Source organism: Prevotella ihumii, from assembly GCF_900155655.1.
GTDB classification, from domain to species: Bacteria; Bacteroidota; Bacteroidia; order Bacteroidales; family Bacteroidaceae; genus Prevotella; species Prevotella ihumii.
This window is the reverse complement of record NZ_LT706987.1, coordinates 1,623,340-1,648,973: the sequence shown is the minus strand read 5'-3', so window position 1 is coordinate 1,648,973 and position 25,634 is coordinate 1,623,340. Positions and strand designations below refer to the sequence as shown.

Below are 25,634 nucleotides of genomic sequence, written 5' to 3'. Positions count from 1 at the left end.
AGCGTACACAAAAAACACATACCCTATAAAAACTTCTGAATGATATGCAACGATTATTGCTTCTTTTCACCTTATTATATAGCACGGTAACAACCAACGCTACGCCAACCGACTCTGTTAGCCGTTGGGGAGTTACGCTAAGTGGTATGTCCAGCAATGTGGTGTCATTGGACAAATATCAAAAGAAATGGATGAAAAAGTCGAATAATGGTTCTGTCGCTTTGGAACTATTTCGCACAGCTCAACCTACCGATAAAGATAGTTATGCTGCTGATTATAACTACCCATCTATAGCCATTGGCGCACGTTATACAATGAACGGAGGGGTGAGAATGCATCGCAATAAAGACGAAGACTGGGGATTGGCAGAGGAAGTAGACTACGATTCGCATCTTGGCAATACGCTTTCGCTTTATGGTACTTTCTATCGTTCCATTCATCGGTCGCAACATTGGGAAACAGCTTATTCGCTAAGTGGCGGAGCTGGGTTCAACTCAAAATGGTATGACAAAGAAGAGGCAGTTGACAACGAACTGATAGGTACGCCCGTACTTATCTATTTTGGGGCAGGTATTCACCAAACTTACCACATCAACAATCATTGGGCTATACGAGGTAGCTTAGAGTTTGTACACCATAGCAACGGCGCACTTTATCGTCCCAACAAAGGGTCGAACAGCCTTGGACCATCAATAGGAGTGGTGTATCAGCCTTACAACTATTCGGACATCGTGAATGGACGACAAACCTTCACAGCCGAACCAATAAAAAAGTATTGGTATGTCAATATTGCAGCTGGTATTGGAGCTAAAACCTTGTTGGAGGATTGGCAAAAGACACAGTTCAGAACCCCATCTACCGACCCTAATTATCGCACAGAACACTTTACACGTTATGCTGTGTATTCGCTTCAAGCCGACATTATGTACCGATACGCAAGAAGATGGGCATCGGGAATAGGTATTGACTATTTCTACGAAAAGTGTGGCGCACATATAAAGAGCTTAGATGCCGAAAAGAACATTACAATAAAACATAGTCCGTTTACCATAGCTTTGGCAGCCAAACACGAGGTGTTCTATCACAATCTTTCATTGGCTTTAGGGTTGGGCTATTACTTGCACAAACAAATGGGGCAATACATCACCGACAACGAACCTCGCTACTATGAGCGAGTAGGATTGCACTATGCTTTTCCATCGTTAGGAGGACTAAAGGTGGGTATAAACGTAAAAGCGCATCTCACCAAAGCCGATATGACAGAGTTTGTAGTGACCTACCCTATCCGTTTAACCCAAATCGGTCGTTAGAATGAGAATGTATTTTTTGAGCTTATTTTGTGATTTATTTTGCATATATCAAAGGAGCATAGCGGGCTATGTAACTGCAGATATAGGCAAAATAAAGCCAAAATAAGGCAAAAAGACATCTCATAGGTTTCGGTATAAAGAGATACATAGGCAAGAAAAGAAGCAAGTGAACTGTTGAGAAATCTTAATCTTGCATATTTAGTATTTACAACCATAAGATATTGGCAGTTTTAGGCTCACATTCAGAATATATTTTGTATATTTGCGGTGCAGTGGCATTTCGGTAGAGATGCAACAATAAATAGAAAACATTAAACCTCAAAATAAAATGATTAAGAAATATGTAGAAGAAAACGAGGCGAGAATGCTTGAAGAGCTTTTCAGCCTCATTCGCATTCCAAGTGTGAGTGCACAACCTGAACACAAAGAAGATATGGTACGTTGTGCTAATCGCTGGAAGGAACTTTTGATAGAAGCTGGTGTAGACAAAGCCGAAGTAATGCCATCAAAGGGTAATCCTATGGTTTATGCTGAAAAGATGGTAGACCCTAACGCAAAGACCGTTTTAGTGTATGGACACTATGATGTGATGCCAGCAGAACCATTCGACCTTTGGAAAACTGAACCATTCGAACCTGTTATAAAAGACGGCAAGATTTGGGCACGTGGTGCTGACGACGACAAAGGTCAGTCGTTCATTCAAGCTAAAGCATTTGAATACCTCAACAAGAACGGCTTGTTGAAGCACAATATGAAGTTTATCTTTGAAGGAGAGGAAGAGATTGGCTCTGGTAGCCTTCCTGCATTCATCGAAGAACACAAAGAATTATTGAAGTGTGATGTAATTCTTGTTTCTGATACATCACTTATTGGCCCTGATACACCATCTATCACTACTGGTTTGCGTGGTTTGGCTTATTGGCAGATTGAAGTTACAGGCCCTGACCATGATCTCCACTCTGGTACATTTGGTGGTGCTGTTGCCAACCCTGCTAACGTTCTTTGCAAACTCATCGGCGATGTAACAGGAGAAGATGGTAAGATTCGCTTCCCAGGCTTCTATGACGATGTAGAAGAAGCATCTAAGGAAGAACGCGACCTTGTAGCTTCTATCCCATTCGACATCAACGAATATAAGAAGTCGTTGGATATAGAAGAAGTATTCGGTGAAGAAGGATACAGCACAATTGAACGCACAGGCTATCGTCCATCATTCGATGTTTGCGGTATGTGGAGCGGTTACACAGGCGAAGGTGCTAAAACAGTAATTCCATCTAAGGCTTACGCAAAGATTTCTTCACGCCTTGTTCCACATCAGGACTATAAGAAGATTGGTCAATTGGTAGTAGATTACTTCAATAAGGTTGCTCCTAAGACCGTGAAAATCAAGGTAGAAAACCTCCACGGAGGCTATGGCTACGTTTGTCCTATCGATTTCCCTGCTTACAAGGCTGCAGAGCGTGGATTTGAAGCCGTATTTGGCAAGCGTCCATTACCTGTTCGTATTGGCGGAAGTATTCCTATCATCTCTACATTTGAGAAACTTTTGGGTTCAAAGAGTGTATTGATGGGCTTCGGATTGGAGTCTAACGCTATCCACTCACCAAACGAAAATATGCCAGTAGACCTTTGGAAGAAAGGTATCGAAACCGTTATCAACTTCCACTTGGAATACGATAAGGAAGCATAAACATTGCTTTTAAACGATAAGAATGAAGCTATCATCTTCCACTTGGAATACGATAAGGAAGTTATAAGCATTGCGCTTAAACGATAAAGACTTAAAAAGAAGATTTCACGATGTGAAGTCTTCTTTTTTGTTGTTATATACTTCTAAAAGTTCAGATAGCCCTCTCTAAAATTAAACCCAAATCGCTCATTAGCCCGCAAAGGCTTTTTAACGAGTTTAGATGTTATGCTTTTCTTCGTCTTTGCACCTTATTTTGGCTCTTTTCGTTTGTTTTTTCAGTTGCTTAGCTCGCTAAACGTCTTCAAAAACAACCAAAAATAGCTCAAAATAAGCTCACAAATCGCAAAGAAGTCTAACGACCGATTTGGGTTAAAAATTACAAAAAAGTTTGGAAATAGACAAAAGTTGTAGTACCTTTGCAGAACAAATACTACATAATAATCAAATCGGGCTTGTTTGGATTTGACGGCAAGACGAGATGGTATGTAAGCATGCGGAGCATCGGTGGCTGGCTCCTAAATATCAGTTATCAAACAATTAATTGGCGAAAACAATTACGCTCTTGCTGCCTAATCGAAGTACAGTAGATTACTGGCTTTATTCGGCTATTAGATAGCTGAACGAGACACTGCTCCAAGGATGTTGTTCCGAATCTGAGGGTTAAGCGGTGCAGGTAAATCGGAAATAGTTTGTGTATGCCTCGCTGCACAGATGAAATTTAGAGGATAAGGCATTGGTTGGTGGTTCAGGTCTTGCCAATGCTCGAAAATTGAAGGCTGAAATAAGCATGTAGAAAGCATATGGTTTCCTTGTGCGGACGTGGGTTCGACTCCCACCAGGTCCACTAAACGAAAGAACAAGAATGTAAGGACAATTACTCCACATTCTTGTTCCTTTAGTTTTAGAGTTTCCGATTCAGAGCATTAGCTATTGTCCCAAATTGATAACTTCACTAATCGTGATGATGCAATAGAAAAACACTAATTGACTTCATTCCAAGGGTTCAGATTTGTCTACCAAGCGCAATACCGCTGCACGTGCAATCTTTCCCGTTTCGGTTCGTGGGACGGAAGAGACTGATTGATAATAACGAGGTTGACAATATTTAGGCAGATGAGTTGTGCAAATCTCAGCTATTTCGGTAATATTTTCCGCTTCTGTGAGCAGCACTACTTCTTCACCAAACTTTAGGTTTTTACGCTTCGTGATAGCAAAAGGAACTGTTAAATATGGTTTTAATGCTTGTTCCACTTCCTCTATTTGTATCTTTACGCCACCCGAATTGATTACATTATCTTTGCGTCCAATGATACGAAAGAGGGTTTTCGGCTGCCCACAACCATTTTCTTCTATCTTAAACTCCACCCTATCATTTGTTGTAAGCGTATCGGCACAAACCAAGGGTGCATTTATCACCAAACATTCATCAGTAGTTTGCGATAAAGTAACATTATCAAAAGGTTCATACCAATGGCTTGCAGACTTTCCATTGAGCCGTCTAAGGGCGATGTGCGAAAGCGTTTCGGTCATTCCGTATGTACTCCAAACCGCATTAGGAAAGTCTTTTAGATCGTTCATTAAAGCCTCGTCAATTGCTCCCCCACCAATAATAAGATGCTTTATCTGCTTCAATCGTTCACGTTCAATGGAGTTTTGCAGCGTGTTATATACTTGCAAAGGCACCATTGCTGCAAATGTGATAGGCGTATGAGGATTTTCTAATGCAGAAAGCGAAATATCAGAAAGAGGATTGCCCGATGGTTTTACAGAAAGAAGCTGAAGTTTTCGTTCCAAACTCCTCACCACCATCATTTTACCAGCTATATAATCTAACGGCATACATAGCAAGGCTGTGTCGCCCTCCTTTAAGTTTAGAAAATCGCACGTGATACGAGCCGAATTTAACATACGTTGTTTTTCCACCCAAAGTGGTTTGGGCTTACCTGTCGACCCACTCGTATGCACCAATACTACCTCACTATCATTATTCCATTCCTCAAGAAATGCTTCTAATGTCTTCATTGCAAATGTTCCTTCCGATGCGCATTTATTGTTTTACAATCCATAGTTTATCGCCCCTAATCTCCAAAGGCATAGGCACATTGTCCGAAAATAGCAATCCTGTGCCTAATCCTTGCGCCATCTGTATATCATTTCCATATACCTTTGCTGTGAGCTGTGCGATAGCGTTCAAACCAATATTGCTTTCCAAAGCCGAAGTAATCCACGACCCGATGCCACGTTCTTGAGCAAGACTTATCCACTCCTGCGTTCCAACAATACCTCCGTGTAAACTTGGTTTTAAGATGATGTATTGCGGACAAATCGTTTCTAAAAGTTCTATCTTTCGTTCACGATGGTTCACTCCAATAAGTTCTTCGTCCAAAGCAATGGGCAAAGGCGTATTGGCACATAATCGAGCCATTGCCTCCCATTGATATTGTCGAATGGGCTGTTCTATGGAATGAAGGTCATACTTTGCCAACGCTTCCAATCGACACATCGCTTCTGCGGCTGTAAATCCTCCGTTTGCATCTACACGAAGCTCTATTTGCTCCTTAGAGAATGTCGTGCGAATATGGCGAATGAGGTCTAACTCACGTTCAAAATCAATTGCGCCAATCTTCAATTTCACACAGCGAAAACCTGCCTTCATCTTTTCTTCCAAACGAGCAAACATCTCGTCGAATGTTCCCATCCATACTAAGCCGTTAATGGTTATCCCTTCATTGCCCTTACCAAAAGATGTGTCGAACAAGTCGACACTGCCTTGTGCGTCCAATTGCGCCAATGCCGTTTCCAAACCAAAGAGCATAGAAGGATAATCCTGCATTGCAACATAGTCAATCATGCCCTTTTGCTCAAACTCGTTGCAGAAATGGCGCAATCGTTCTTCGTATTCAACCTGTGGGAGTGCATCGCACGAAAGGTCAAGAAGGGGCGCACACTCGCCTATTCCCTCAATTCCACATCGCTGCGCATCAGTTAAACGGAGGAAATAACTCTGTCTTGTGCGATAAACGCCACGTGATGTTCCTGCAGGATTGATGAAATGGAGCGTTTTAGGTTCAATCTCTATTTTGTATCGTTTCATATCCAAAAAGTGGAGACAAGGCATATCTCGTCTCCACCATACATTTTTATCGGTTTATGGGAATTGTGGATACTGGTCAAAATTGGGTTTGCGCTTTTCTAAGAATGCTTTTCCACCCTCTTGAGCCTCGTCCATAGTGTAATACAACATTGTGGCATCGCCTGCCAACTCTTGAATACCTGCCTGTCCGTCCAACTCTGCATTGAAGCCTGCTTTCATCATACGCAATGCCAAGGGCGAACGTTCCATCATTGTTTCTGCCCAATCTACACACTCATCTTCCAACTTGTCAAAAGGCACAACCTTGTTTACCAAGCCCATACGTTCAGCCTCAGCTGCATTGTATTGACGGCAAAGATACCATATCTCGCGTGCCTTCTTCTGTCCTACGATACGTGCCAAATAAGAAGCTCCAAAACCAGCATCGAACGAGCCTACCTTAGGACCTGTTTGTCCAAAGATAGCATTTTCAGAAGCAATGGTAAGATCGCAAAGCACGTGCAACACGTGACCACCACCAATAGCATAACCATTCACCATAGCAATAACGGGTTTGGGCAAGCGGCGTATTTGCATCTGAACGTCCAACACATTGAGTCGTGGCACACCATCGCCACCTACATAACCTCCACGGCCTTTCACGTTCATATCACCTCCTGCACAGAAAGCCATATCGCCTGCACCCGTAAGAATTACCACACGAATGTCTAACGCCTCACGACAATAACTGAACGCCTGCGAAATCTCCCACACAGTAAGCGGAGTAAACGCATTGCGGTAACGAGGACGATTGATGGTAATCTTAGCAATGTGATTGTATTCTTCGAAAAGGATTTCTTTAAAGTCGAACCCTTCTATCGTTTTCCATTCTCTTTTAGCCATAATTTTTCTTTATATTTTGTTGTTTTACGCTTGTTTTTTCTTTCTCAATCAGTTCACTCTTTTCTTAGCAAACATTTCGTAATAGGTTTTCATCACTTGTGCATCATCGTCAGCATTGGTAAACACTTCCAGCAAAACGGGTCCTTCTTCGCCATTTACAAATACGTCTAAGGCTGTTTCCAATTCTGTTTCGTTTCTTGCACAGAGATATTTCACATCGTTAGCATAGCATATTCCCTGTGCCGATGTGTGATGTTCGCCACTAATGGCAGTGTTGCGGTGGGGCGATTGTTCCAATCCTAATAGCTGACGGAAGATGCCTCCGCCACCATTATTGAGCAAAAGAATACAGAGATTTGAGCCTAACTTCTGGTTCCACAACGCATTTTGATCGTAAAAGAAGCTCAAATCGCCTATCACACAGCATACGTCCATAGCATCAGTACGAGCCACAGCCATACCCACAGCCGTAGAGAGCGTTCCCTCAATGCCATTTACGCCACGATTGACATGGATATATTGAGGACTATATATATTGCCCAAACGTACAGCGGTACTATTTCCATAAACACAGGTGTTAAACCAGTCGACCTCTTTACACTTCTCGTGAAAACGTTTGACGGCTAACATCTGCGAATAGGCAGGTTGATAGGTGGCTGAAAGGTGTGCTGCCTTGTCCAATTCCTTTTGCCACAACTTTGCAAAGGCTGTGGGTCGCTTTCCTTCCACCAAGTCTTCTATCATAGAGAAAAAATCTAACGGATTGGCTGCAATCACATCGGTGAGGTTCATAAACGTATCGCACACCTCGCCTCGCTCGTCTATCAACACAGAACGAATGTCTTTACAACCACGGAGAAACCGCTTTAAACGCTTGCTGACTATCGTTCCGCCCATATAGATTAGGAAGTCGGGGCGATAACGCTCTTCGTTTTCCACCACAGACAATACTTCATCGAAGTGTAAAGGAGGCGTGTCAAAGAAGTCGACTGACAAATTTTCGTACAACACAACAGCATATTTCTGAAGGGTTTCTACACAACTTAGGTCTATCCCAAGTGCGTCTGTCGTCATTTGTCCTATCACTACCATAGGGCGTTTGGTTTTCATAAAGGCTTCTGCCACATCGTCTAAGCTATCAAGATCGCCCACAGTTTCACCTCGACGAATAATGCGCTGAAGGGGCAAACCTTTCACCGTATATTCGAAAAGTGGTTCGCTGATGGGCACATTGATATGTACAGGCGCACCTTGATAGCGTTTGTTTTCCAACAGAGCTTCGTTTACTAAGCGGTTGCAATACCATCGCTCTTCATCGTTGGTAGGTTCGGGAAGGTTTACGCTCTTTCGTACGTGAGGAGCAAGTGCATTTGCTTGCAATAGTGTCTGCCCATCTGCCTGCCCTATCCATTGCACTGGGCGGTCTGCCGACACCACAATGATAGGCAAATTGCGATAATAGGCTTCAGCAATGGCAGGAGCAACATTGAGCAAAGCCGACCCTGACGTGACGCAAAGCACCACGGGGTCATTTTCAGATATACAAAGTCCGATAGCGAAGAACGCTGCCGAACGCTCATCGGTAACGGGATAGCACGTTATCGACGCACACTCGCAAAGGTTGTGGACGATGGGCGAATTGCGCGACCCTGGGCAAACCACAGCTTTTGTTATTCCAGACTTAACGAGCAAAGCCGTCAGTATGTTTACATTTTCTTTATTGCTGAACATTCTATTTTCGTATTATTTTTTTTATTGTTTCAAACTGTGGAATGAATTTGAATATTGTTCTATTTTTCCACTATCCACTCTTCATTTCTCAAACATCATCTTTGACTTTCCAAAACATATATGTTTGAGGTGGTCAAAGTTCAACTTTGGGAGGGCTAAACATATATGTTTGGGGTTGCAAAACATATATGTTTTAAAAGCCACCTATATACCTCTGATTAACAAAAGGTTACAACCTAACATTTCAAAGTCTCACCCTAAACATCTATTATTCTATTCTTCCTCGTCTTATTTTTTCCCTCCGCACGCTAAATGATAGCTCGCTTTATGGCATTTGCAGCAGTCGTCGCATTGTAGCCATTTTGGCTTCAGTCTCTCGCCATTCGCTTTCAGCATTGCTTTCGGGCAGTATTCCGCCCCCTGCATAAAGCGTGCAGCTATCGCCCATCAACTGCATACAGCGCAACGACACATAAAGATGGGTTTCACGATGGAGATTTAAAGGGCCTACAAAGCCACTATAATAACTGCGTGGCGAGGTTTCGTGATGGAGAATAAAGGTGCGTGCCGCTTCTTTCGGAATACCACAAATGGCAGGCGTGGGGTGAAGGGTGTCTAAGAGGTTGCCCAAAGTAGACGGAGAAGCCAACTGAAAGCTGAAATCGCTGCGCAAATGCACCAAATTGGCTGCTTGTACAGTATATGGTCCTTCTTCCTTTATCTCCATTGCACAATGGGTTTCCAAGCATTGACGAATGTATTTTGCCACATATTGTTGCTCGGCTTTATTCTTTTCCGACCATATTATATCGTCTTCAGCGTATGGCATCGTACCTGCCAAAGCCATTGTGTGCCATTTATTGTTGACTCCATCTAATAGTATTTCGGGGGTTGCCATCACCCAAATACCTGTTTGCGGAGTAGAAAACAATGCCACAAACTGATGGGGGTATAGCTGACAGGCACGCATAAACACATCTTCGGGGGATAAATCTCCGTTGAGCGGTTCGGTAATACTGCGTGAAAGCACCAATTTATCAAATCGTCCATCAACCAATTGTTCGTGAAAGCAAGCAAAATCTTTCTTGTACGTAGTCTTAGCCTTTGTGCTGTCGGTAGAAAGAAACGAATGAAGATTGCGCCCAAGTCTGGTTTGCACCTTGCACACCGCCATCGTTTGCACCTCATCGGGCTGCATCAACAAGATAGGACACGACGAGGAGGGACTAAAAGGAGCGATAACGAAGCCTTCACGCCCATTGAGTTCGGCAAGCGAACCCAAACATAAAGGCTCGCTCGACTGCGAAATCAAGGTACAGTGCTCCGCATTGGGCAAACGATAAATGGCGTATGCGTTCATCATTGTTTTACGTGTCTTTTCTTCTCGCTACTTTTTAGCTATTACATAGTTGGTAACTTGTACCGTAGAGATGAGTTCGCCCTCATCGTTGGTTACTTCTATCTGCCATACGTGTAGGGTCTTTCCTTTATGCACAATGCGCCCCGTGGCTGTTACAGTTCCACCGTATGGCATCGCCTTAACGTGGTTGCCGCTAACATTGATGCCCAAAGCCATCTTACCGGGACACAACGCCATAGAGCCAACACCAGCCACATTTTCGGCTAAAGCCAAGGTTGCGCCTCCAGAGAGAAAGCCGAACACTTGCTTATTTCTATCATCGACAGCCATTTTAGCCATCAACATATCGGGTTCGGGAGTAGAAATGAAGCGCATACCCAAGGTGCGACTTAGTCCGTCTTCATTCTCTAACAGTTCCCGTTGCTTTTCTACGTTCATATTCTTATCATTTCTTCATAGCACAGGGCTATGTTTTCTTTATTATCGATAGTGCTAACAAGTACAAGAAAATAATGTAGGGGCGTGATTTATCACGTTCCGAACACCAATCATTGCAGCAAAGGAACTCGATAAATCGAACCCCTACATTTGCCAAGTGCAGCCTTATCTTATGCAAAGATAGTGCCAACGAGAGCAATACAAGCTTGCTTGAATATTGCAGAGTGCAGCCTATCTTATGCAAAGATAGTGCCAACGAGAGCAATACAAGCTTGCTTGAATATTGCTGAGTGCAGCCTATCTTATGCAAAGTTAGCAAATATAAACTTCTTAGCCAAAAGAATACCCCATATTAGTTTGCGGAGAAAGGAAAAGAGGATGCGTTTTCTAACCGTATATAATAGCATAAAGGAAGAAGAAAAGATATGGTTTTAGAACCTAAAAACAGAAAACTCATTGCTTTTTAGCCCAACAAAAAGTGTTTAGAAATCTATATGCCCTATGAATTACACCGAAAGGAAAGAGAACAAAAATAAAAAATCATCTACCCATTCATTCCAATTTATGAAGCGATAGATGATTTTGCAAAGAATATGATATAAGGAAATATAGAACAATTATTGCAAGCGGTATTTCTATACGCTCAAGTCTATATTTTTAGTTGCACGTTATTTCTTAGGTACAAAGCTCTCCCACGTTTGATCATCAAAGAAGATACGTATCTCGGTGATGTTACGTTGGGGACGGTCAATATACTTCACCTCGGTCTTAACCATTTGTTTGGGTGCAGCAGAGGTATATTGCTGTAATGGCTCTACATTATCAAAGGGGAGGGAAGGAGTAGTTTCGCCTTCAAAAAAGTTTCCTCCGTCAGCCATAGCACCACCATCTGTAAAATCACTATTGGTGGGCTCGCTATCGTTAAACATACTCCCTGTGCCATACATCAACCAATCGAGACTTATCGTAGGAAATTTTCCACGAATAGCTTCGACCGTGTTAAGGGTGGGTTTAGTGCGTCCGTTAAAGATGCTACTCAACGATGCAGTTGATATACCTATAAAATCTGCAAACGTCTGTTGGGTCATGTGCTGACTCTTCATCAACTGATTAATTCTGTCCTTCATACGTTAATCGTGCCTTATTTTACCCTATATGGGATAAACCTTTTGATTTTACAAAGGTAAAACAAAGTTTTTACATACCAAAATATTAAAGAAAAAAGTTTAGATACATATATTTAAATTTCAATATTTAGAAGTTTAAACTATTAAAGTTGGCTCAGTGTGCAATTTAGCTTTACATATAGAAATCTAAACATACACCTTAAAAGCCTATTTAAGCAATAAAATAAAGAATTTACCTATATATCTGGTTATTAATAGGTAGTTACAACAGATTACAAAGCTAAATCCACAAATATTCACCATTTATCTTCTAAATCACAAAACATCGACCCTAAAACATTTAATTATTTGATTTAAATTATTGGTTTTTAACGCTTTACATTACACATATTGAGCCTGTATATTTAAACGTTTAAATTATTAAACTTCTTTATTTAGGTTTGTATTCTTAAATGTAAATCTAAATGTGCATTATTCATTATTTTAAATATTGCTTAATGTTTAAAACTTTACGTTTATAATTTTACAAATACAAATAAAATGTTTAGTATGTTAAACGTTAATGATAATTAATAATAAATCGCAGCTTTGGCAAAAAGCTGTTTTCGGTCATATTTCTCGTATTTAAAGACAAGGGCTTAGTTGGTGAAAAATACGAGAAATATGAACAACTTAAAAACGGATAACTCCCCTATTATGAACACTTTAAACAAAAAAAACGCCCCGTGAGGGACGTTTGTTTTAGCTCAAAAAATGCTTAAAATGAGCGTTTCTCAGGCATTTTGGGTATAAAAACAAGCCAAAAACGATGTTTTAATTCGCCAAAATAGGCGTTTTTACTAATGTAAAATGAAAAATATAAGCTCTTTCATCAGTTCACCTGCACCTGTACTTGGATTATCAAGTCCTTTACTCTTCGCATCTACCTCTCTAAACTTAGAAATTATCTCCATAGTTTTACGTGCTGAGTAACTTCGTAGACCAGTAAAATAATCTTTTGCGCCCCAAGTAGACTTCAAATCTAATGACTTTGCGATGTCTGTTTCGGAAGCTTTTTGTGGCGCATAGTGCACTATCATCAGGTTCTGAAAATAAGTGAAGAGCAATGGGAGGAAAGAATAAAGCGAGCCTGCCTTAGGGTTCTTGTCAAAGTAGTTTACAATTTGGTTGGCTTTGAACACATTTCTATGGACAATGGCATCACGGAGTTCGAAAGCATTAAACTCTTTGCTAATGCCTATCTCTTGCTCTACAATTTCAGGAGTGATGCGTTTATCCTCGTTGGTTAAGGATAGAACAACTTTTTCAAGTTCAGAAGTAAGGCGATTAAGGTCAGCTCCTACGTGGTCGGCAATCATCTGACACGACTTAGGATCAATGCTAACCTGCTTTGTCTTTAGAAAACTCAAAATAAAATCGGGCAGCTGATACTCGCGCAATTTCTTGCTCTCAAATACCACACCTACACTTTGTGCTAACGATAAAGCTTTCTTACGAGCATCTATCTTTCCATTCTTATGACACCACACAAGAATTGTAGATTGGACAGGATTGCGCAGATACTTTTCTAACGCATCGAGTGAACGAATATTCTGTGCCTCCTTTACTATCACCACTTGATATTCTGACATCATTGGGAAGCGTCGAGCCATATCAGCAACCTGCACAGCAGTGACGTCAGAGCCAAAACAAATGGTTTGATTAAAGTCTTGTTCCTCTGGACGCAGTACATTAGCCGCGATATAGTCCGTTATTTGATCGATGTAATACGACTCCTCGCCCATCAATACATAGATTGGGGCAAACTTGCGAGCCTTCAAGTCGCTCATTACACTTTGAAAAGTTGTTCCTTGTTTTGCTGGCATCTACTTTTTTCTTACCTTTGTAAATGAATGATAAATTGAATAGATAAAGCTGTTATCTTATATAAAGATAGTGCAAACGAGGCTATGCTTTAAATGTAGGAGCGTGATTTATTACGTTCCAACACACAGCTTTTGCAACATATGGAACTCGATAAATAGAGTCCCTACACCGTGAGAGGGCAGCCTATCTTATGCAAAGATAGTGCTAACAAGGCTATGTTTAAACGTAGGAGCGTGATTGATCACGGTCCGAACACCAATTCATTGCAGCAGAGGAACTCGATAAATCGAGCCCCTACACCGTGCGAGGGTAGCCTATCTTATACAAAGATATTGTAAAAGGCGCAAGGAAAGATATTCTTTCAGTTTGCCACAAGCAGCTATATCTTATGCAAAGATAAACGAATAATAACAGACAACAAAATTTTACGTAAGTTTTAAGCATACGTAGGTTTAGAAATAATGAGATAAAAGATGATTGAACTCAATCTCCCACCTTACAATATAAACATAAAAAATATAGACGGACAGCGCAAAATATTTGACGTACTCCGCCGAAAGTTTATCGTTCTCACCCCAGAGGAATGGGTTCGCCAACACTTTGTGCACCTCCTCATCGACCATAAGCACTACCCTACTTCCTTACTCGCCAACGAGGTGGCATTGCAGATAGGCGATAAGGTTATCAGAGCCGATAGTGTATTGTACGACACACAGCTCCGTCCACGAATGATATTGGAATACAAAGCCCCACACATCAAGCTATCCCAAAAAGTTTTTGACCAAATTGCAGTTTACAACCTCCTACTCCACGTAGATTATCTTGTTGTTTCAAACGGCATAGACTCATATATTTGTAAGATGGACTACGAAAATCAAGCCTATAAGTTTCTGAAAGACATTCCTAACTATGAGGAATTATAAGCATAGGAATGAATAGCCACCACTTTATAAAATAAAACCTGACGATATAATGACAATCGCTATAAGGAGATTAAACCCAAATCGGTCGTTAGAATGAGAATGTATTTTTGAACTTATTTTGAGATTTATTTTGCATATATCAAAGGAGCATAGCGGGCTATGTGACAGCAGATATAGGTAAAATAAAGCCAAAATAAGACAAAAAGACATCTCATAGGTTTCGTAAATAAATGAATAAGTACCTAAACTGGTCTAATGAGCGATTTGGGTTAAAGCAAGATTTGGGTTAAAACTCGTATCCGAGCTTCAAAGATAAACCTCCATTGCTTCCTATGGCACTGGTATGAAAACCATCAGACACCTTGAAAGTTTGTGTGCCATAACCTATGCCCACTGTAACCTTAGAAAATTCGATACCAAATGTGCCATTAAAATAGAAACCACCATTAATATCGCTGTCTAAAGATACGCCATAACCCGGTTTAAGGTCGAAAAATGGGCGAATATTGCCCGATACAGGGATTTTAACACGTGCATTAACAAAGATTGGGAGTGTACAGATGTCAGCTGTTGTGTAATAGTTCAAACCTACACCACCACCTAAAAAGAAATGCTTGTTCACTTTACCGCCTAATGCACCTAAAAATTCAAGACGTCCGCCATCGTGGTCGCCAAACGTATATCCTCCCTCTATGTGTCCTTTAAGCGACTGTGCTGAAGCTGAAAGACTAATAATTCCAACCATTGCAACCAATAAAACTTTTTTCATAAATACTTTGTTATTTTAAATGAGCTAATATTAATCTCGGCAAAGTTATATATTATTCACTTACCCAATTACCCTATCTGTGTTAAAAAATCATTTCTGAACAAGATTACTGCTATATAGAACACTTTATTTCACTGCTGCAAAAGTGCCAAAGCCTAACAAAGCTAATTTATAGAACCAGCCTTAAGCCAAACCAAACTCCACCTTTGCACATCATAAAATATAGATGCCCCATTGGCAGAGTTATTTTTACTTTTTAGCCACTATACCTTTTGTTACCTCATTCGATGGATAACGTGTTTGTCGCTTATCTTTTTCGGTTTTTCGGTTTTACTTCGGGTAAGTGTTAAATACATTGGTCATAATTCGTGTATATACGTTCAAAAGAAGTATGACTCACAAAAGTGGCATAAATGCGTGTGCAATTATAAACCATTGACTACTAATGAGTAATGAATAAATAAGAGAAAGTGTGCAAGAACATAGCATTTAATTCGTGGTAATATAGAACGAATAAAAGACAAATATGAACAATAAAAGTGCTATTAAGTGGTATTTCAGAAGGTAAAAGTTGAACTTTGAGGACGCCAAACATCAATATTAAGATGGTAAAACATATATGTTTGGCATTGTCATAGTTGAACTTTGACAATACCAAATGTCAATAAAGGATATTTGGAACACATAATAAGAAGTATCAAACAATCCTATTTGTGGAATTAAAATGTTAAATCAGCATAACAACAAAACTCGTTGGAAAAATGAAATACGCTCGTAATTAATTCTGCCAATGGGTAGGGTTATTTTCACTTATTTTTAAGCAACAGCATTAATAATATGCTATTAAATTTTGATAGATAAAGTTTTTTCTTACCTTTGCACCAATTTTTGGATAATAAATATGTCAGTAGACTCTAACATTAAACACGCTAATCATCATCGTCTTAGCGTGATGGGTGTCATCGTAACACTCGGTATTGTGTTTGGCGACATTGGTACTTCGCCGCTGTATGTAATGAAAGCTATCGTAAGAGCTGTATCTGTGGTTGATGCCAACTACATCATTGGCGCAGTTTCGTGCATCATTTGGACGCTTACTTTGCAAACTACAATCAAATATGTGCTTGTTGCGCTTCGTGCCGACAATAAGGGTGAAGGTGGCATATTGGCTCTTTATGCGCTCATAAGAAAACGAAGCAAGCGTTGGTTTTATATCCTTGCCATTCTTGGGGCAAGCACATTGGTGGCAGATGGTGTCATAACACCTTCTATTACAGTGCTTTCAGCTATCGAAGGATTGCAAAATTACGAACCCGAAACCCCTATTATCCCCATCTGTCTGTGCATTATCACGGTATTATTCTTTATCCAACAGTTTGGTACAAAGACCATTGGAAAGCTCTTTGGTCCATTAATGCTCATTTGGTTTTCAATGATGGGACTTATCGGAGCAAGCCATATTGCTGAATATATGCCCATTCTGAAGGCTTTCAATCCATATTATGCCATTAATTTATTGACCCACAACCCCGAATGGTTCCTCATTTTGGGTGCAGTATTTCTATGTACAACAGGTGCAGAAGCCCTCTATTCCGACCTTGGACACTGTGGTGCAAAGAACATACGCGTAAGCTGGGCTTTTGTGAAAACAACTTTGATACTCAACTATTTAGGTCAAGGGGCTTGGATTATCAACAATGCCCACCATCTGCCTTCAGGTATAAATCCCTTTTACGCCATTATGCCCAAACAAATGTTGTTCTTTGGCGTGATTATGGCAACCCTTGCTGCCATCATTGCCAGTCAAGCACTCATCAGTGGTTCGTTTACCATCTTCAGCGAAGCAATGAACTTGAAGTTTTGGCCTCGTCAGAAGATTAAATACCCTACTCTTCTTAAAGGGCAACTCTATATCCCTGCCATCAATTCAGCTCTCTTTATCTCGTGTATCCTTGTAATTCTGTTCTTCCAAAGTTCTGAAAATATGGAGGCAGCATACGGTCTTTCCATTACCATAACGATGCTTATGACCACCTGTTTATTGCTTGCTTTCCTTCAAATGAAGCACGTTTCACGCTTCGTAGTTCTACCTTTTGCCCTCTTCTTTTTAGGCATTGAAAGCGTATTCTTCGTTGCAAATATGTTCAAATTTATGCACGGAGGTTGGGTAACAATGCTGCTTGCTGGCATTTTGTTTACCATAATGTACGTGTGGTATAATGGTAAACTTCTCCGCAGTCAACAAGTAAATCGTCAAGATGTTCGCGACTCGTTTGCCATCATTTCAGATATTAAGAACGACACCACCATACCAAAGTTTGCTACCAATATGGTTTTCCTCAGCAAACTTGCAGGCAAATACGACATAGAACAAAAGATACTTTATTCTATCATCAATAAGCACCCCCTACGTGCCGACCATTACATTCTCTTTCACATAGAATATCAAGACGACCCTTCAAGTTTGGATTACGAATTTTTCACCCTTGTTCCCAATACGCTTTATCGCATCAACCTCAAATTAGGTTTCCGTGTGCAACCATTCGTCAACCTTTACTTTCGCCAGATTATAGAAGAATTGGTTGAAAATGGAGAGTTCACCCTCGATAGTTGCTACCCATCGTTAGAGAAGCACAATGTTCCAGCCAACTTCATTTTTGTGTTAATCAATCGCATCTATATGTCGCTCAATCTATTCTCCACCCGTGAGCGATTTATAATGAACCTTTACCACTTAATAGGCAAGATGCGTATCAATATTTCACGGGCTTGGGGCTTGGATACAAGCAATGTTATTGTGGAGAATGTTCCTCTTAGCCTCTCTTTCCGCTCGCACCCACACAGAATGACACCAAAACGAAAAGAGCCTATAAAATAAAAAAAAGCAATCGCACAAGTAAGCTATTCTAAGCAAACTTGTGCGATTTTTGGTTTTTAACCCAAATCGGTCATTAGCCCGCAAAGGCTTTTTAAAGCGTTTAGATGTTATGCTTTTCTTCGTCTTTGCACCTTATTTTGGCTCTTTTCGTTTGTTTTTTCAGTTGTTTAGCTCGCTAAACGTCTTCAAAAACAACCAAAATAGCTCAAAATAAGCTCGCAAATCTCGAAGAAGTCTAACGACCGATTTGGGTTTAAGAATAGGCATTTCTGTTCTGAAAAGCTCTATTTATTTCAGTTTCAATTCCATCAACACATCTCTCTGTGCATCATTTCCAAGGGTGAAAATATGGTCGGCAAAACTATTAAAGCCCTTCTTTTCATAGAATTTTATTGCCCTTTCATTTCGCTCCCATACACCCAACCATAACCGTGGGAAGTGGTTTTGAACCGCAAAGTTGACGGCATAATCTATCAAAAGTCCGCCTATTCCTTTCCCTATCCAAGGTTTACGCACATAGATACGTTCTATTTCTATGCTCTCCGCTCCTTGTTTTTCGGTTTGCGCATCACCCTTGTTTAATTTCAAATAACCCACTGGCGTTCCGTCAATTACACCCATAAAGAAGTACGAGTCTGTGTTTTCTATCTCTGCTGTCAACACCTCTCTTGATAGATTTTCGTTTACATACTTCTCCATATCGACCTCTGAGTTTTCCGCGCCGAAGGTATCTTTAAACGTTTCTATGCTTAGTGCTCGCAGAGTGTCAATGCTTTCAACACCAATTCTTATTATTTCCATCGCAAACACCCTTCTTATAGAAATCCTTGCTGCTTTAATGCGTCCATAAAGTTGACTGACAATGCTTCGTTATCACTCTTTTTATAACGAATATCTGTAAAGATTTGTGCCAAGGTTTCCACCTTATTTATATATACGAAGTTCTTATTCTCCTCCGTATTTTCTTTTTCGGTGTAAAAACGGTCAATGCTTTCTGGCGTATAGTCGGTATACACTTCCTCGTGAATAATGCTTTCTATGGGCAAACGTTCACACTGTGCAGGCATTTCGTCAGGGTATCCCACAGTAAGTGTGGCTATTGGCATCACAAGTTTTGGAAGTTTCAAGGTATCAATAATGGCTTGAGGATTGTAAATCGTTGTTCCCAAATAGCAAGTTCCCAATCCTTCTGCCTCAGCAAGATTAGTGAACGTCTGACAATAGAGCAACGCATCGGACGCAGCATTTAAGAACGAAAGAAAGTTATCATAACCTGGCACAGCCTTTCTGTTCTCCGCCCAAATACTTGTACGACGAAAATCGGCACAAAAAGTTAGCACTACCGAAGCCCCTGTTACCATCGGTTGATTGAAATGAGCAGGTGCGAGCCTTGCCTTAGCCTCATCTTCACGGGTTACAACCACCGAATAAAGCTGCAGATTACCCATAGTCGGGGTGCGCATAGCATCGGTCAATAAAGTCTTCAACAAAGCTTCTCCTACTTCTTTCTTAGCATACTTTCTTATTGTTCGTCTGTTTTTTATCATTTCCATTTTAGATAATTTTAGGCTACAAAGTTATTCAAAAGTTTTCTATTTTAGAAAACATTGCGTAACTTCGCACACATAAAAAACATTTTTTAGATTAATGGAAACCAACAAAACATATTCATTTGAAGAGGCTTTTCAGGCATCTTTAGCTTATTTTAATGGCGACGAGTTGGCAGCAAAAGTATGGGTCAACAAGTACGCAATGAAGGATAGCTTTGGCAATATTTATGAACTTACGCCTACTGATATGCACTGGCGCATTGCCAACGAGGTAGCTCGTATAGAGCAGAAATACCAAAATCCGGTGAGTGCGCAGGAAATTTTCAACCTCTTAGACCACTTCCGCTACATCATTCCTGCAGGTAGTCCGATGACAGGCATAGGCAATAATCACCAAATAGCCTCACTCTCCAACTGCTTTGTGATAGGTCTTGAAGGCGATGCCGACTCATACGGTGCCATTATGCGCATTGATGAAGAGCAGGTGCAACTGATGAAACGCCGTGGCGGAGTAGGTCACGACCTTAGCCACATTCGCCCTAAGGGAACTCCTGTCAACAATTCTGCCCTTACTTCCACAGGTTTAGTGCCTTTTATGGAACGTTATTCCAATAGCACACGCGAAGTAGCACAAGACGGACGCCGTGGCGCACTGATGCTTTCGGTCAATATTCAGCACCCTGATGCCGAAGCTTTTATCAATGCAAAGATGGAAGAAGGCAAGGTTACAGGCGCAAACGTGTCTGTAAAAATCACCGACAGCTTTATGCAAGCTGCCATCTCCGACCAGCCTTTCACCCAACAATTTCCTTTAGATGCGCCTCAACCAGAGGTGAAAAAGGAAGTCTCGGCAAAGAAACTTTGGGAAAAGATTGTGCACAACGCTTGGAAGAGTGCCGAACCGGGGGTATTGTTCTGGGATACCATCATACGTGAGAGCCTCCCAGACTGCTATGCTGACTTAGGTTTCCAAACGGTTTCAACCAATCCTTGTGGCGAAATTCCTTTGTGTCCGTACGACAGTTGTCGCCTATTGTCTATCAATTTGTTTGCCTACGTTGAAAATCCTTTCACCCCACAAGCCACCTTCAATTTTGAGTTGTTCAAGCAACACGCTGCCTTGGCACAACGCTTAATGGACGATATTGTCGACCTTGAGATGGAAAAGATAGACCTTATTATGGCAAAAATAAAGGCTGACCCTCAAAACGAGGAAGTGAAGGCAGCCGAATATCACCTTTGGGAAAAGATAAAGGAAAAGAGCGGAAAAGGACGTCGCACAGGTGTGGGCATCACTGCCGAAGGCGATATGCTTGCCGCTATGGGGTTACGCTACGGAACCGAAGAGGCAACAGACTTTGCCGTAGAGGTACATAAGACATTGGCTGTGAGTGCATACCGCTCATCTGTAACAATGGCTAAAGAACGTGGTGCATTTGAAATATACGATGCGAAACGTGAGGAGCGAAACCCATTTATGTTGCGCCTCAAAGAGGCTGATGCACAGCTTTATACAGATATGGTAGCCTACGGCCGCCGCAATATTGCCTGTCTCACTATTGCACCTACGGGTACTACCTCCTTGATGACGCAGACCACTTCGGGCATCGAACCCGTATTTATGCCTGTATATACACGTCGCCGCAAGGTGAACCCTAACGATGCCGATGTGCGTGTCGACTATGTAGACGAGGTAGGCGATTCGTTTGAAGAATTTATTGTTTATCACAAAAAGTTCTTAGAATGGATGACCATCAACGGAATTGATACCACCAAGAAATATACCCAAGACGAGATAGATACTCTCGTTAAGCAGTCGCCTTACTATAAAGCCACTGCCAACGATGTAGATTGGCTGATGAAGGTACGTATGCAGGGAGCTATTCAAAAATGGGTAGACCACTCTATTTCCGTAACTGTCAATCTTCCCAACAACGTAGACGAGGCATTGGTCAACAAACTATATGTCGAGGCTTGGCGGTCGGGATGTAAGGGTTGCACCATCTATCGCGACGGTTCACGTTCAGGCGTAATGATTTCGGTATCGAAGAAAGACAAAAAAGATGCCGAAGCAAGCGAACAGAAAGACAAAGATCTTGTTTCGGCAGAAGAGAAACATACCCACATCTGTCAACCTCCTGAAGTGGTAGAAGTTCGCCCACAGGTGTTGGATTGCGATGTGGTACGCTTCCAAAACAATAAAGAAAAGTGGGTAGCCTTTGTAGGTTTGCTCAATGGTTATCCTTACGAAATATTTACAGGTCTTCAAGATGATGACGAGGGCATTGTATTGCCGAAGAGCGTAACCAAAGGTAAAATTATCAAGCAGACCAATCTTGACGGCACACATCGTTACGACTTCCAATTTGAAAACAAGCGTGGCTACAAAACCACCGTTGAAGGATTGTCTGAGAAGTTTAATCCTGAGTATTGGAATTATGCCAAACTTATTTCGGGCGTATTGCGCTATCGTATGCCTATCAACCACGTTATCCATCTTGTAAGCTCATTGCAGCTAAAGAACGAAAGCATCAACACGTGGAAAATAGGTGTGGAGCGAGCTTTGAAAAAATACGTAACTGATGGCACGCAAGCATCGGGACAGACTTGCCCTGTATGTGGACAAGAAACATTGGTTTATCAAGAGGGTTGCCTTATTTGTACCAATTGTGGCGCATCACGTTGCGGATAATACTTTAAAGAAATGGAAATACAATCTACCTATATATATATAAAAGGTGTAAAGTTTCACGCTTTTATAGGTGTAGGCGACATTGAGCGGCGGGTAGGCAACGATTATGTTGTCGACCTACGCTTAAAATACCCTATCAAGAAAGCTATGCAGACCGACGAAGTAGCTGATACACTCAACTATGCCGAAGTCTTCGAGGTGGTGAAAAGCGTAATGCAACAGCCCGTAAAACTATTGGAACACGCTGCACAAAACATCGTTTTGGCATTAAAGAAAGCCTTCCCCGACATCGAAGCCATCGACCTGAAGCTCACTAAACTAAATCCGCCAATGGGTGCAGATTGCTACGGAGCAGGTGTAGAAATACACGTTGATTGCTAAGCAAATATTGTTCTGTTTTTCCTCTTCCCACCATACAGCTTCAATACATCAATCTTTGAAAAGCAAAACATATATGTTTGGCGTTCCCAAAGTTCAACTTTGACAGGGTAAAACATATATGTTTTGGGTGGTAAAACATATATGTTTTAAAAACGAAGATGTAACCGTCTTATTATCAAAAGATTACAATCGGCATTTTGACTCTTATCGTCAAAATGCCGATTGTTCTATTTGTCAGCTCTCAAAAATATTATCTTGCTATTCAAATGCTATTCGAAAAGTGGTTAGCTGTTGTGTTTTATCGGTATGTAGCATCAGTGTTCCGTTGCTTACATGCATTATCTGACGCGAAATAGATAGCCCTATTCCACTGCCTTCTTTCTTGGTTGTAAAGAAAGGAATAAAGATGTGTGCAGCCTCCTCATCGCTTATCAGTGCGCCATCGTTGGTAATGTCTATCACCACTTGTTCTTGTTCGTTACTATAAGCCTTAATCTCAATGTTCCCATTTTGAGCAATTGCCTCGCCAGCGTTCTTCAATACGTTGCTCACCACACGACTTATCAGCCCTTCATCGGCATATACCAAAAGGTCGGTGGGCATTACTTGCAGGCGGATAGTAGCACTTGTGCTAACAAAAGGATGCGCCAAATTTATCATACGCTCCAAGAAAGGACGCACATAGAAAAGTTCGGGTTTGGGCATAGGCACGTGTGTAAACTTCCGATAGTTCTCTATGAATTGTAAAAGTTCTTTGCTTGTCTGGTTGATAACGCACAATCCTTCTCGTTTGTCGCCTTTCGACTGCTTCAAGAGGGTGTCGCTCAACGAAATAATTGGCGTTACGGTATTCATTATCTCGTGTGTAAGCACCCTTATGAGCTTCACCCAACTGTCTGTTTCTTGGTTTGCCAATTCGTTTTTAATATCGCTAAAACCTATTATGCACACCCTTTTACTTTTCAGTTCGGTATGTGTCTGACGGCACGAAAAGTCTGTTAGCTTGTCTTTTATGCGGTTAAGGTGCGAGATAACGTCCATTCCCAACAGCTCACACGCTGCCTTATTGCTCCTCAACACAATTCCTCGCTCTTCTTCAACCACCAAAATGCCCGTGTCCACCGAGTTCAAAATCAGCTCAAAGTATTTTTCACGTTCTATTTGTTCATCTCGGGCATGTTGCAGGATTTCTTTCACACGATTGAGCGAAGCATTTAGGCGGTGTTCGCTTCCGCTTGTATTTTTGTCAGAGAAATAAAAAGCATAGTCGCCACTATCTAAAGCATTGAACAAGAACTCCACTTTGCGCACGTTCTTCCTATTTTTAAGCCATAAACGCACGTATGCCACTGCCCCGATGATGAGCAAACCACCTAAGAAAAATTCACCTTCAAACATTGTTTTATAGTCCGTAACGTTTTAGTTTGTTGTACAGAGTCTGGCGTGAAATGCCCAATCGGAACGCCACTTGCGACAAGTTGCCTTCACACTCGTGAATGGTCTTCTCTATCAGTCTACGCTCCATCTCGTCTAAAGTCTGCACCTCGTCCATAGGCTTTTCCTTCTTTTCGCTTGTTCCGTCAATATCGACAGCATCTACTTGCGCTCCACTGCTAAGTATAACAGCCTTTTCCACAGCGTGTTGCAATTCTCTGATGTTGCCATACCAAGGCAAAGCCTCTATCTTGCTGATAGCTGAGGGGGTAAAACTCAATTCGGGCTTGTTATACATTGCTGCATAACGCTTTAAGAACTGAAGGGCTAAGGCTGCCACATCGCCTTTTCGCTCACGTAAGGGAGGTAAATGCAAATGAATAGTGTTGATGCGGTAGAGCAAATCTTCTCTGAATGTACCCTCATCTACCATCTTTTGCAAGTCGCAGTTGGTGGCACAGATTAAGCGGACGTCTATTGGGATTTGCTTCGTTCCTCCTACACGTACAATACTTCTACGCTGAAGGGCTGTTAAGAGCTTGGCTTGCAACACAAAACTAAGATTTCCTATCTCATCAAGAAAGAGTGTGCTGCCTTCAGCTACCTCAAATTTGCCTGCTTTATCAGCTTTGGCATCGGTAAAAGCCCCTTTCACATAACCAAATAGTTCGCTTTCGAACAGTGTTTCTGTAATTGCTCCCATATCTATGGGCATCATTTGCTTGCCGTGACGAGCCGAAAGACGGTGTATTTCGTTTGCTAAAACCTCTTTTCCTGTGCCGTTTTCGCCTGTTATCAGTATGTTAGCATCGGTTTGTGATACCTTTTCCACCATATAACGCAGGTTGTTCATCGCCTCCGACTGTCCCCAAAACATAGCTCCCTCTTGATGGTTATCACGCTTTGCGGTGCTGCCTTTGTGGGCTTTATCGTAGGCTTTTACGAGTGTGTCTAATAGCTTTTCATTCTCAAAAGGCTTTACTACAAAGTCGGCAGCTCCTTCTTTTATTCCTGTTACAGCCAGTTCTATATCGGCGTATGCAGTGAATAGCACCACCTCTGTTTGTGGACGATTTTTCTTTATCTCACGCAACCAGTATAAACCTTCGTTTCCTGTGTTGATACCGCTGCGGAAATTCATATCCAACAATACCACATCGGGGTGCAACTCTCTTAGTCGTGCGGGTATGTTTTCGGGATTAGCGATGGCAACAATGTTTTCAAACACACCTTCGAGTAGCATTTTCACTGTCGTAAGTATGTTTCTGTTGTCGTCTACTATAAGAATTGTTCCTTGTTTCATTGTAGTTGCAAAGATATTCTTTTTTGTGATAATCCTCAAATGATTGTCTAATAATTAGACAAGTTTTTGGTTTTGTCGGACAAGTCAGACAGGTCGGACGTGTCAGACTTGTCCGACATAATTTAAAAGTTGAGGCTATCAGGCACGGTTGACCTATCTACCATAATTAAAAGTTGTATCAATCATTCTCGTCAGACCTGTCCGAC

General features: G+C 41.4%; 19 protein-coding genes and 1 other RNA gene. 7 read left to right on the top strand and 13 right to left on the bottom strand.

Translation table 11 applies throughout. From position 1 onward, the window contains the following. The first annotated feature begins 44 nt into the window (after nucleotides 1-44). From CZ367_RS07505 to ssrA, 3 genes are all read left to right on the top strand, one after another. A complete protein-coding gene (locus CZ367_RS07505; protein WP_077196302.1) occupies nucleotides 45-1,310 on the top strand; it encodes an acyloxyacyl hydrolase in 1,266 nt (421 codons plus the stop codon). A 328-nt stretch (nucleotides 1,311-1,638) separates the two neighbouring features. After that, entirely contained in the window at nucleotides 1,639-3,000 is a 1,362-nt protein-coding gene (locus CZ367_RS07500; RefSeq protein ID WP_077196300.1) for a dipeptidase, read from the top strand. 448 nt (nucleotides 3,001-3,448) lie between these two features. Then, nucleotides 3,449-3,847, top strand: a transfer-messenger RNA (tmRNA) gene (ssrA, locus tag CZ367_RS07495). A gap of 143 nt (nucleotides 3,848-3,990) precedes the next feature. Here the strand turns inward: ssrA and CZ367_RS07490 are convergent. The 8 genes from CZ367_RS07490 to holA form a co-directional block, all read right to left on the bottom strand. Then, nucleotides 3,991-5,022: an AMP-binding protein gene (locus tag CZ367_RS07490; RefSeq protein WP_077196299.1), complete on the bottom strand. Its 1,032-nt coding sequence runs from the start codon at nucleotides 5,020-5,022 to the stop codon at nucleotides 3,991-3,993. 25 nt (nucleotides 5,023-5,047) lie between these two features. Then, nucleotides 5,048-6,094 carry an o-succinylbenzoate synthase gene (locus tag CZ367_RS07485; protein WP_077196298.1) on the bottom strand — a complete coding sequence of 349 codons (1,047 nt, stop codon included), beginning with the start codon at nucleotides 6,092-6,094 and terminating at the stop codon, nucleotides 5,048-5,050. A 54-nt stretch (nucleotides 6,095-6,148) separates the two neighbouring features. After that, a complete protein-coding gene (gene menB / locus CZ367_RS07480; RefSeq protein ID WP_077196296.1) occupies nucleotides 6,149-6,976 on the bottom strand; it encodes a 1,4-dihydroxy-2-naphthoyl-CoA synthase in 828 nt (275 codons plus the stop codon). A gap of 48 nt (nucleotides 6,977-7,024) precedes the next feature. After that, complete coding sequence (gene menD, locus CZ367_RS07475; RefSeq protein WP_077196295.1) at nucleotides 7,025-8,707, bottom strand: 2-succinyl-5-enolpyruvyl-6-hydroxy-3-cyclohexene-1-carboxylic-acid synthase; 1,683 nt, start codon at nucleotides 8,705-8,707, stop codon at nucleotides 7,025-7,027. Nucleotides 8,708-9,032: 325 nt separating this feature from the next. After that, nucleotides 9,033-10,067 carry an isochorismate synthase gene (locus CZ367_RS07470; RefSeq protein ID WP_077197395.1) on the bottom strand — a complete coding sequence of 345 codons (1,035 nt, stop codon included), beginning with the start codon at nucleotides 10,065-10,067 and terminating at the stop codon, nucleotides 9,033-9,035. 27 nt (nucleotides 10,068-10,094) lie between these two features. Further along, on the bottom strand, nucleotides 10,095-10,505 hold the full coding sequence (locus CZ367_RS07465) for a PaaI family thioesterase (RefSeq protein WP_077196294.1): 411 nt from the start codon (nucleotides 10,503-10,505) through the stop codon (nucleotides 10,095-10,097). A gap of 668 nt (nucleotides 10,506-11,173) precedes the next feature. Continuing rightward, nucleotides 11,174-11,632, bottom strand: coding sequence for a helix-turn-helix domain-containing protein (locus CZ367_RS07460; RefSeq protein ID WP_077196293.1), 459 nt, complete (start codon nucleotides 11,630-11,632; stop codon nucleotides 11,174-11,176). An 839-nt stretch (nucleotides 11,633-12,471) separates the two neighbouring features. Further along, nucleotides 12,472-13,497: a DNA polymerase III subunit delta gene (gene holA / locus CZ367_RS07455; protein WP_077196292.1), complete on the bottom strand. Its 1,026-nt coding sequence runs from the start codon at nucleotides 13,495-13,497 to the stop codon at nucleotides 12,472-12,474. Nucleotides 13,498-13,971: 474 nt separating this feature from the next. Here holA and CZ367_RS07450 point away from each other — a divergent pair, with 474 nt between their 5' ends. Beyond that, a complete protein-coding gene (locus CZ367_RS07450; protein ID WP_077196291.1) occupies nucleotides 13,972-14,421 on the top strand; it encodes a type I restriction enzyme HsdR N-terminal domain-containing protein in 450 nt (149 codons plus the stop codon). A 286-nt stretch (nucleotides 14,422-14,707) separates the two neighbouring features. Here CZ367_RS07450 and CZ367_RS07445 read toward each other — a convergent pair whose 3' ends face one another. Then, nucleotides 14,708-15,190: a hypothetical protein gene (locus CZ367_RS07445; RefSeq protein ID WP_077196289.1), complete on the bottom strand. Its 483-nt coding sequence runs from the start codon at nucleotides 15,188-15,190 to the stop codon at nucleotides 14,708-14,710. 901 nt (nucleotides 15,191-16,091) lie between these two features. Between CZ367_RS07445 and CZ367_RS07440 the strand changes: the two genes are divergently transcribed. After that, nucleotides 16,092-18,068 carry a KUP/HAK/KT family potassium transporter gene (locus CZ367_RS07440; RefSeq protein ID WP_077196287.1) on the top strand — a complete coding sequence of 659 codons (1,977 nt, stop codon included), beginning with the start codon at nucleotides 16,092-16,094 and terminating at the stop codon, nucleotides 18,066-18,068. 288 nt (nucleotides 18,069-18,356) lie between these two features. Here CZ367_RS07440 and CZ367_RS07435 read toward each other — a convergent pair whose 3' ends face one another. Together CZ367_RS07435 and CZ367_RS07430 are read right to left on the bottom strand one after the other, a co-directional pair. Continuing rightward, nucleotides 18,357-18,869: a GNAT family N-acetyltransferase gene (locus tag CZ367_RS07435; RefSeq protein ID WP_077196286.1), complete on the bottom strand. Its 513-nt coding sequence runs from the start codon at nucleotides 18,867-18,869 to the stop codon at nucleotides 18,357-18,359. Nucleotides 18,870-18,883: 14 nt separating this feature from the next. Beyond that, nucleotides 18,884-19,621 (bottom strand): nitroreductase family protein, encoded by a 738-nt coding sequence (locus CZ367_RS07430; protein WP_077196284.1) that lies wholly within the window; start codon nucleotides 19,619-19,621, stop codon nucleotides 18,884-18,886. 94 nt (nucleotides 19,622-19,715) lie between these two features. Between CZ367_RS07430 and CZ367_RS07425 the strand changes: the two genes are divergently transcribed. Continuing rightward, entirely contained in the window at nucleotides 19,716-22,310 is a 2,595-nt protein-coding gene (locus CZ367_RS07425) for an adenosylcobalamin-dependent ribonucleoside-diphosphate reductase (RefSeq protein ID WP_077196282.1), read from the top strand. 12 nt (nucleotides 22,311-22,322) lie between these two features. Further along, entirely contained in the window at nucleotides 22,323-22,691 is a 369-nt protein-coding gene (gene folB / locus CZ367_RS07420; RefSeq protein ID WP_077196280.1) for a dihydroneopterin aldolase, read from the top strand. Nucleotides 22,692-22,949: 258 nt separating this feature from the next. On the opposite strand, the gene CZ367_RS07415 is transcribed toward folB, so the two are convergent. Both CZ367_RS07415 and CZ367_RS07410 read right to left on the bottom strand, forming a co-directional pair. Then, the gene (locus CZ367_RS07415) at nucleotides 22,950-24,089 is read right to left on the bottom strand and encodes a sensor histidine kinase (protein ID WP_077196278.1); all 1,140 of its coding nucleotides are present in this window, start codon (nucleotides 24,087-24,089) and stop codon (nucleotides 22,950-22,952) included. 4 nt (nucleotides 24,090-24,093) lie between these two features. Beyond that, the gene (locus tag CZ367_RS07410) at nucleotides 24,094-25,428 is read right to left on the bottom strand and encodes a sigma-54-dependent transcriptional regulator (RefSeq protein WP_077196277.1); all 1,335 of its coding nucleotides are present in this window, start codon (nucleotides 25,426-25,428) and stop codon (nucleotides 24,094-24,096) included. Nucleotides 25,429-25,634 lie beyond the last annotated feature (206 nt).

Excerpts from the sequence above, each read along its gene's own strand:
- CZ367_RS07505 (WP_077196302.1), top strand. The coding sequence starts at position 45 with ATGCAACGATTATTGCTTCTTTTCACCTTATTATATAGCACGGTAACA.
- CZ367_RS07500 (WP_077196300.1), top strand. The coding sequence starts at position 1,639 with ATGATTAAGAAATATGTAGAAGAAAACGAGGCGAGAATGCTTGAAGAG.
- CZ367_RS07490 (WP_077196299.1), bottom strand. The coding sequence starts at position 5,022 with ATGAAGACATTAGAAGCATTTCTTGAGGAATGGAATAATGATAGTGAG.
- CZ367_RS07485 (WP_077196298.1), bottom strand. The coding sequence starts at position 6,094 with ATGAAACGATACAAAATAGAGATTGAACCTAAAACGCTCCATTTCATC.
- menB (WP_077196296.1), bottom strand. The coding sequence starts at position 6,976 with ATGGCTAAAAGAGAATGGAAAACGATAGAAGGGTTCGACTTTAAAGAA.
- menD (WP_077196295.1), bottom strand. The coding sequence starts at position 8,707 with ATGTTCAGCAATAAAGAAAATGTAAACATACTGACGGCTTTGCTCGTT.
- CZ367_RS07470 (WP_077197395.1), bottom strand. The coding sequence starts at position 10,067 with ATGAACGCATACGCCATTTATCGTTTGCCCAATGCGGAGCACTGTACC.
- CZ367_RS07465 (WP_077196294.1), bottom strand. The coding sequence starts at position 10,505 with ATGAACGTAGAAAAGCAACGGGAACTGTTAGAGAATGAAGACGGACTA.
- CZ367_RS07460 (WP_077196293.1), bottom strand. The coding sequence starts at position 11,632 with ATGAAGGACAGAATTAATCAGTTGATGAAGAGTCAGCACATGACCCAA.
- holA (WP_077196292.1), bottom strand. The coding sequence starts at position 13,497 with ATGCCAGCAAAACAAGGAACAACTTTTCAAAGTGTAATGAGCGACTTG.
- CZ367_RS07450 (WP_077196291.1), top strand. The coding sequence starts at position 13,972 with ATGATTGAACTCAATCTCCCACCTTACAATATAAACATAAAAAATATA.
- CZ367_RS07445 (WP_077196289.1), bottom strand. The coding sequence starts at position 15,190 with ATGAAAAAAGTTTTATTGGTTGCAATGGTTGGAATTATTAGTCTTTCA.
- CZ367_RS07440 (WP_077196287.1), top strand. The coding sequence starts at position 16,092 with ATGTCAGTAGACTCTAACATTAAACACGCTAATCATCATCGTCTTAGC.
- CZ367_RS07435 (WP_077196286.1), bottom strand. The coding sequence starts at position 18,869 with ATGGAAATAATAAGAATTGGTGTTGAAAGCATTGACACTCTGCGAGCA.
- CZ367_RS07430 (WP_077196284.1), bottom strand. The coding sequence starts at position 19,621 with ATGGAAATGATAAAAAACAGACGAACAATAAGAAAGTATGCTAAGAAA.
- CZ367_RS07425 (WP_077196282.1), top strand. The coding sequence starts at position 19,716 with ATGGAAACCAACAAAACATATTCATTTGAAGAGGCTTTTCAGGCATCT.
- folB (WP_077196280.1), top strand. The coding sequence starts at position 22,323 with ATGGAAATACAATCTACCTATATATATATAAAAGGTGTAAAGTTTCAC.
- CZ367_RS07415 (WP_077196278.1), bottom strand. The coding sequence starts at position 24,089 with ATGTTTGAAGGTGAATTTTTCTTAGGTGGTTTGCTCATCATCGGGGCA.
- CZ367_RS07410 (WP_077196277.1), bottom strand. The coding sequence starts at position 25,428 with ATGAAACAAGGAACAATTCTTATAGTAGACGACAACAGAAACATACTT.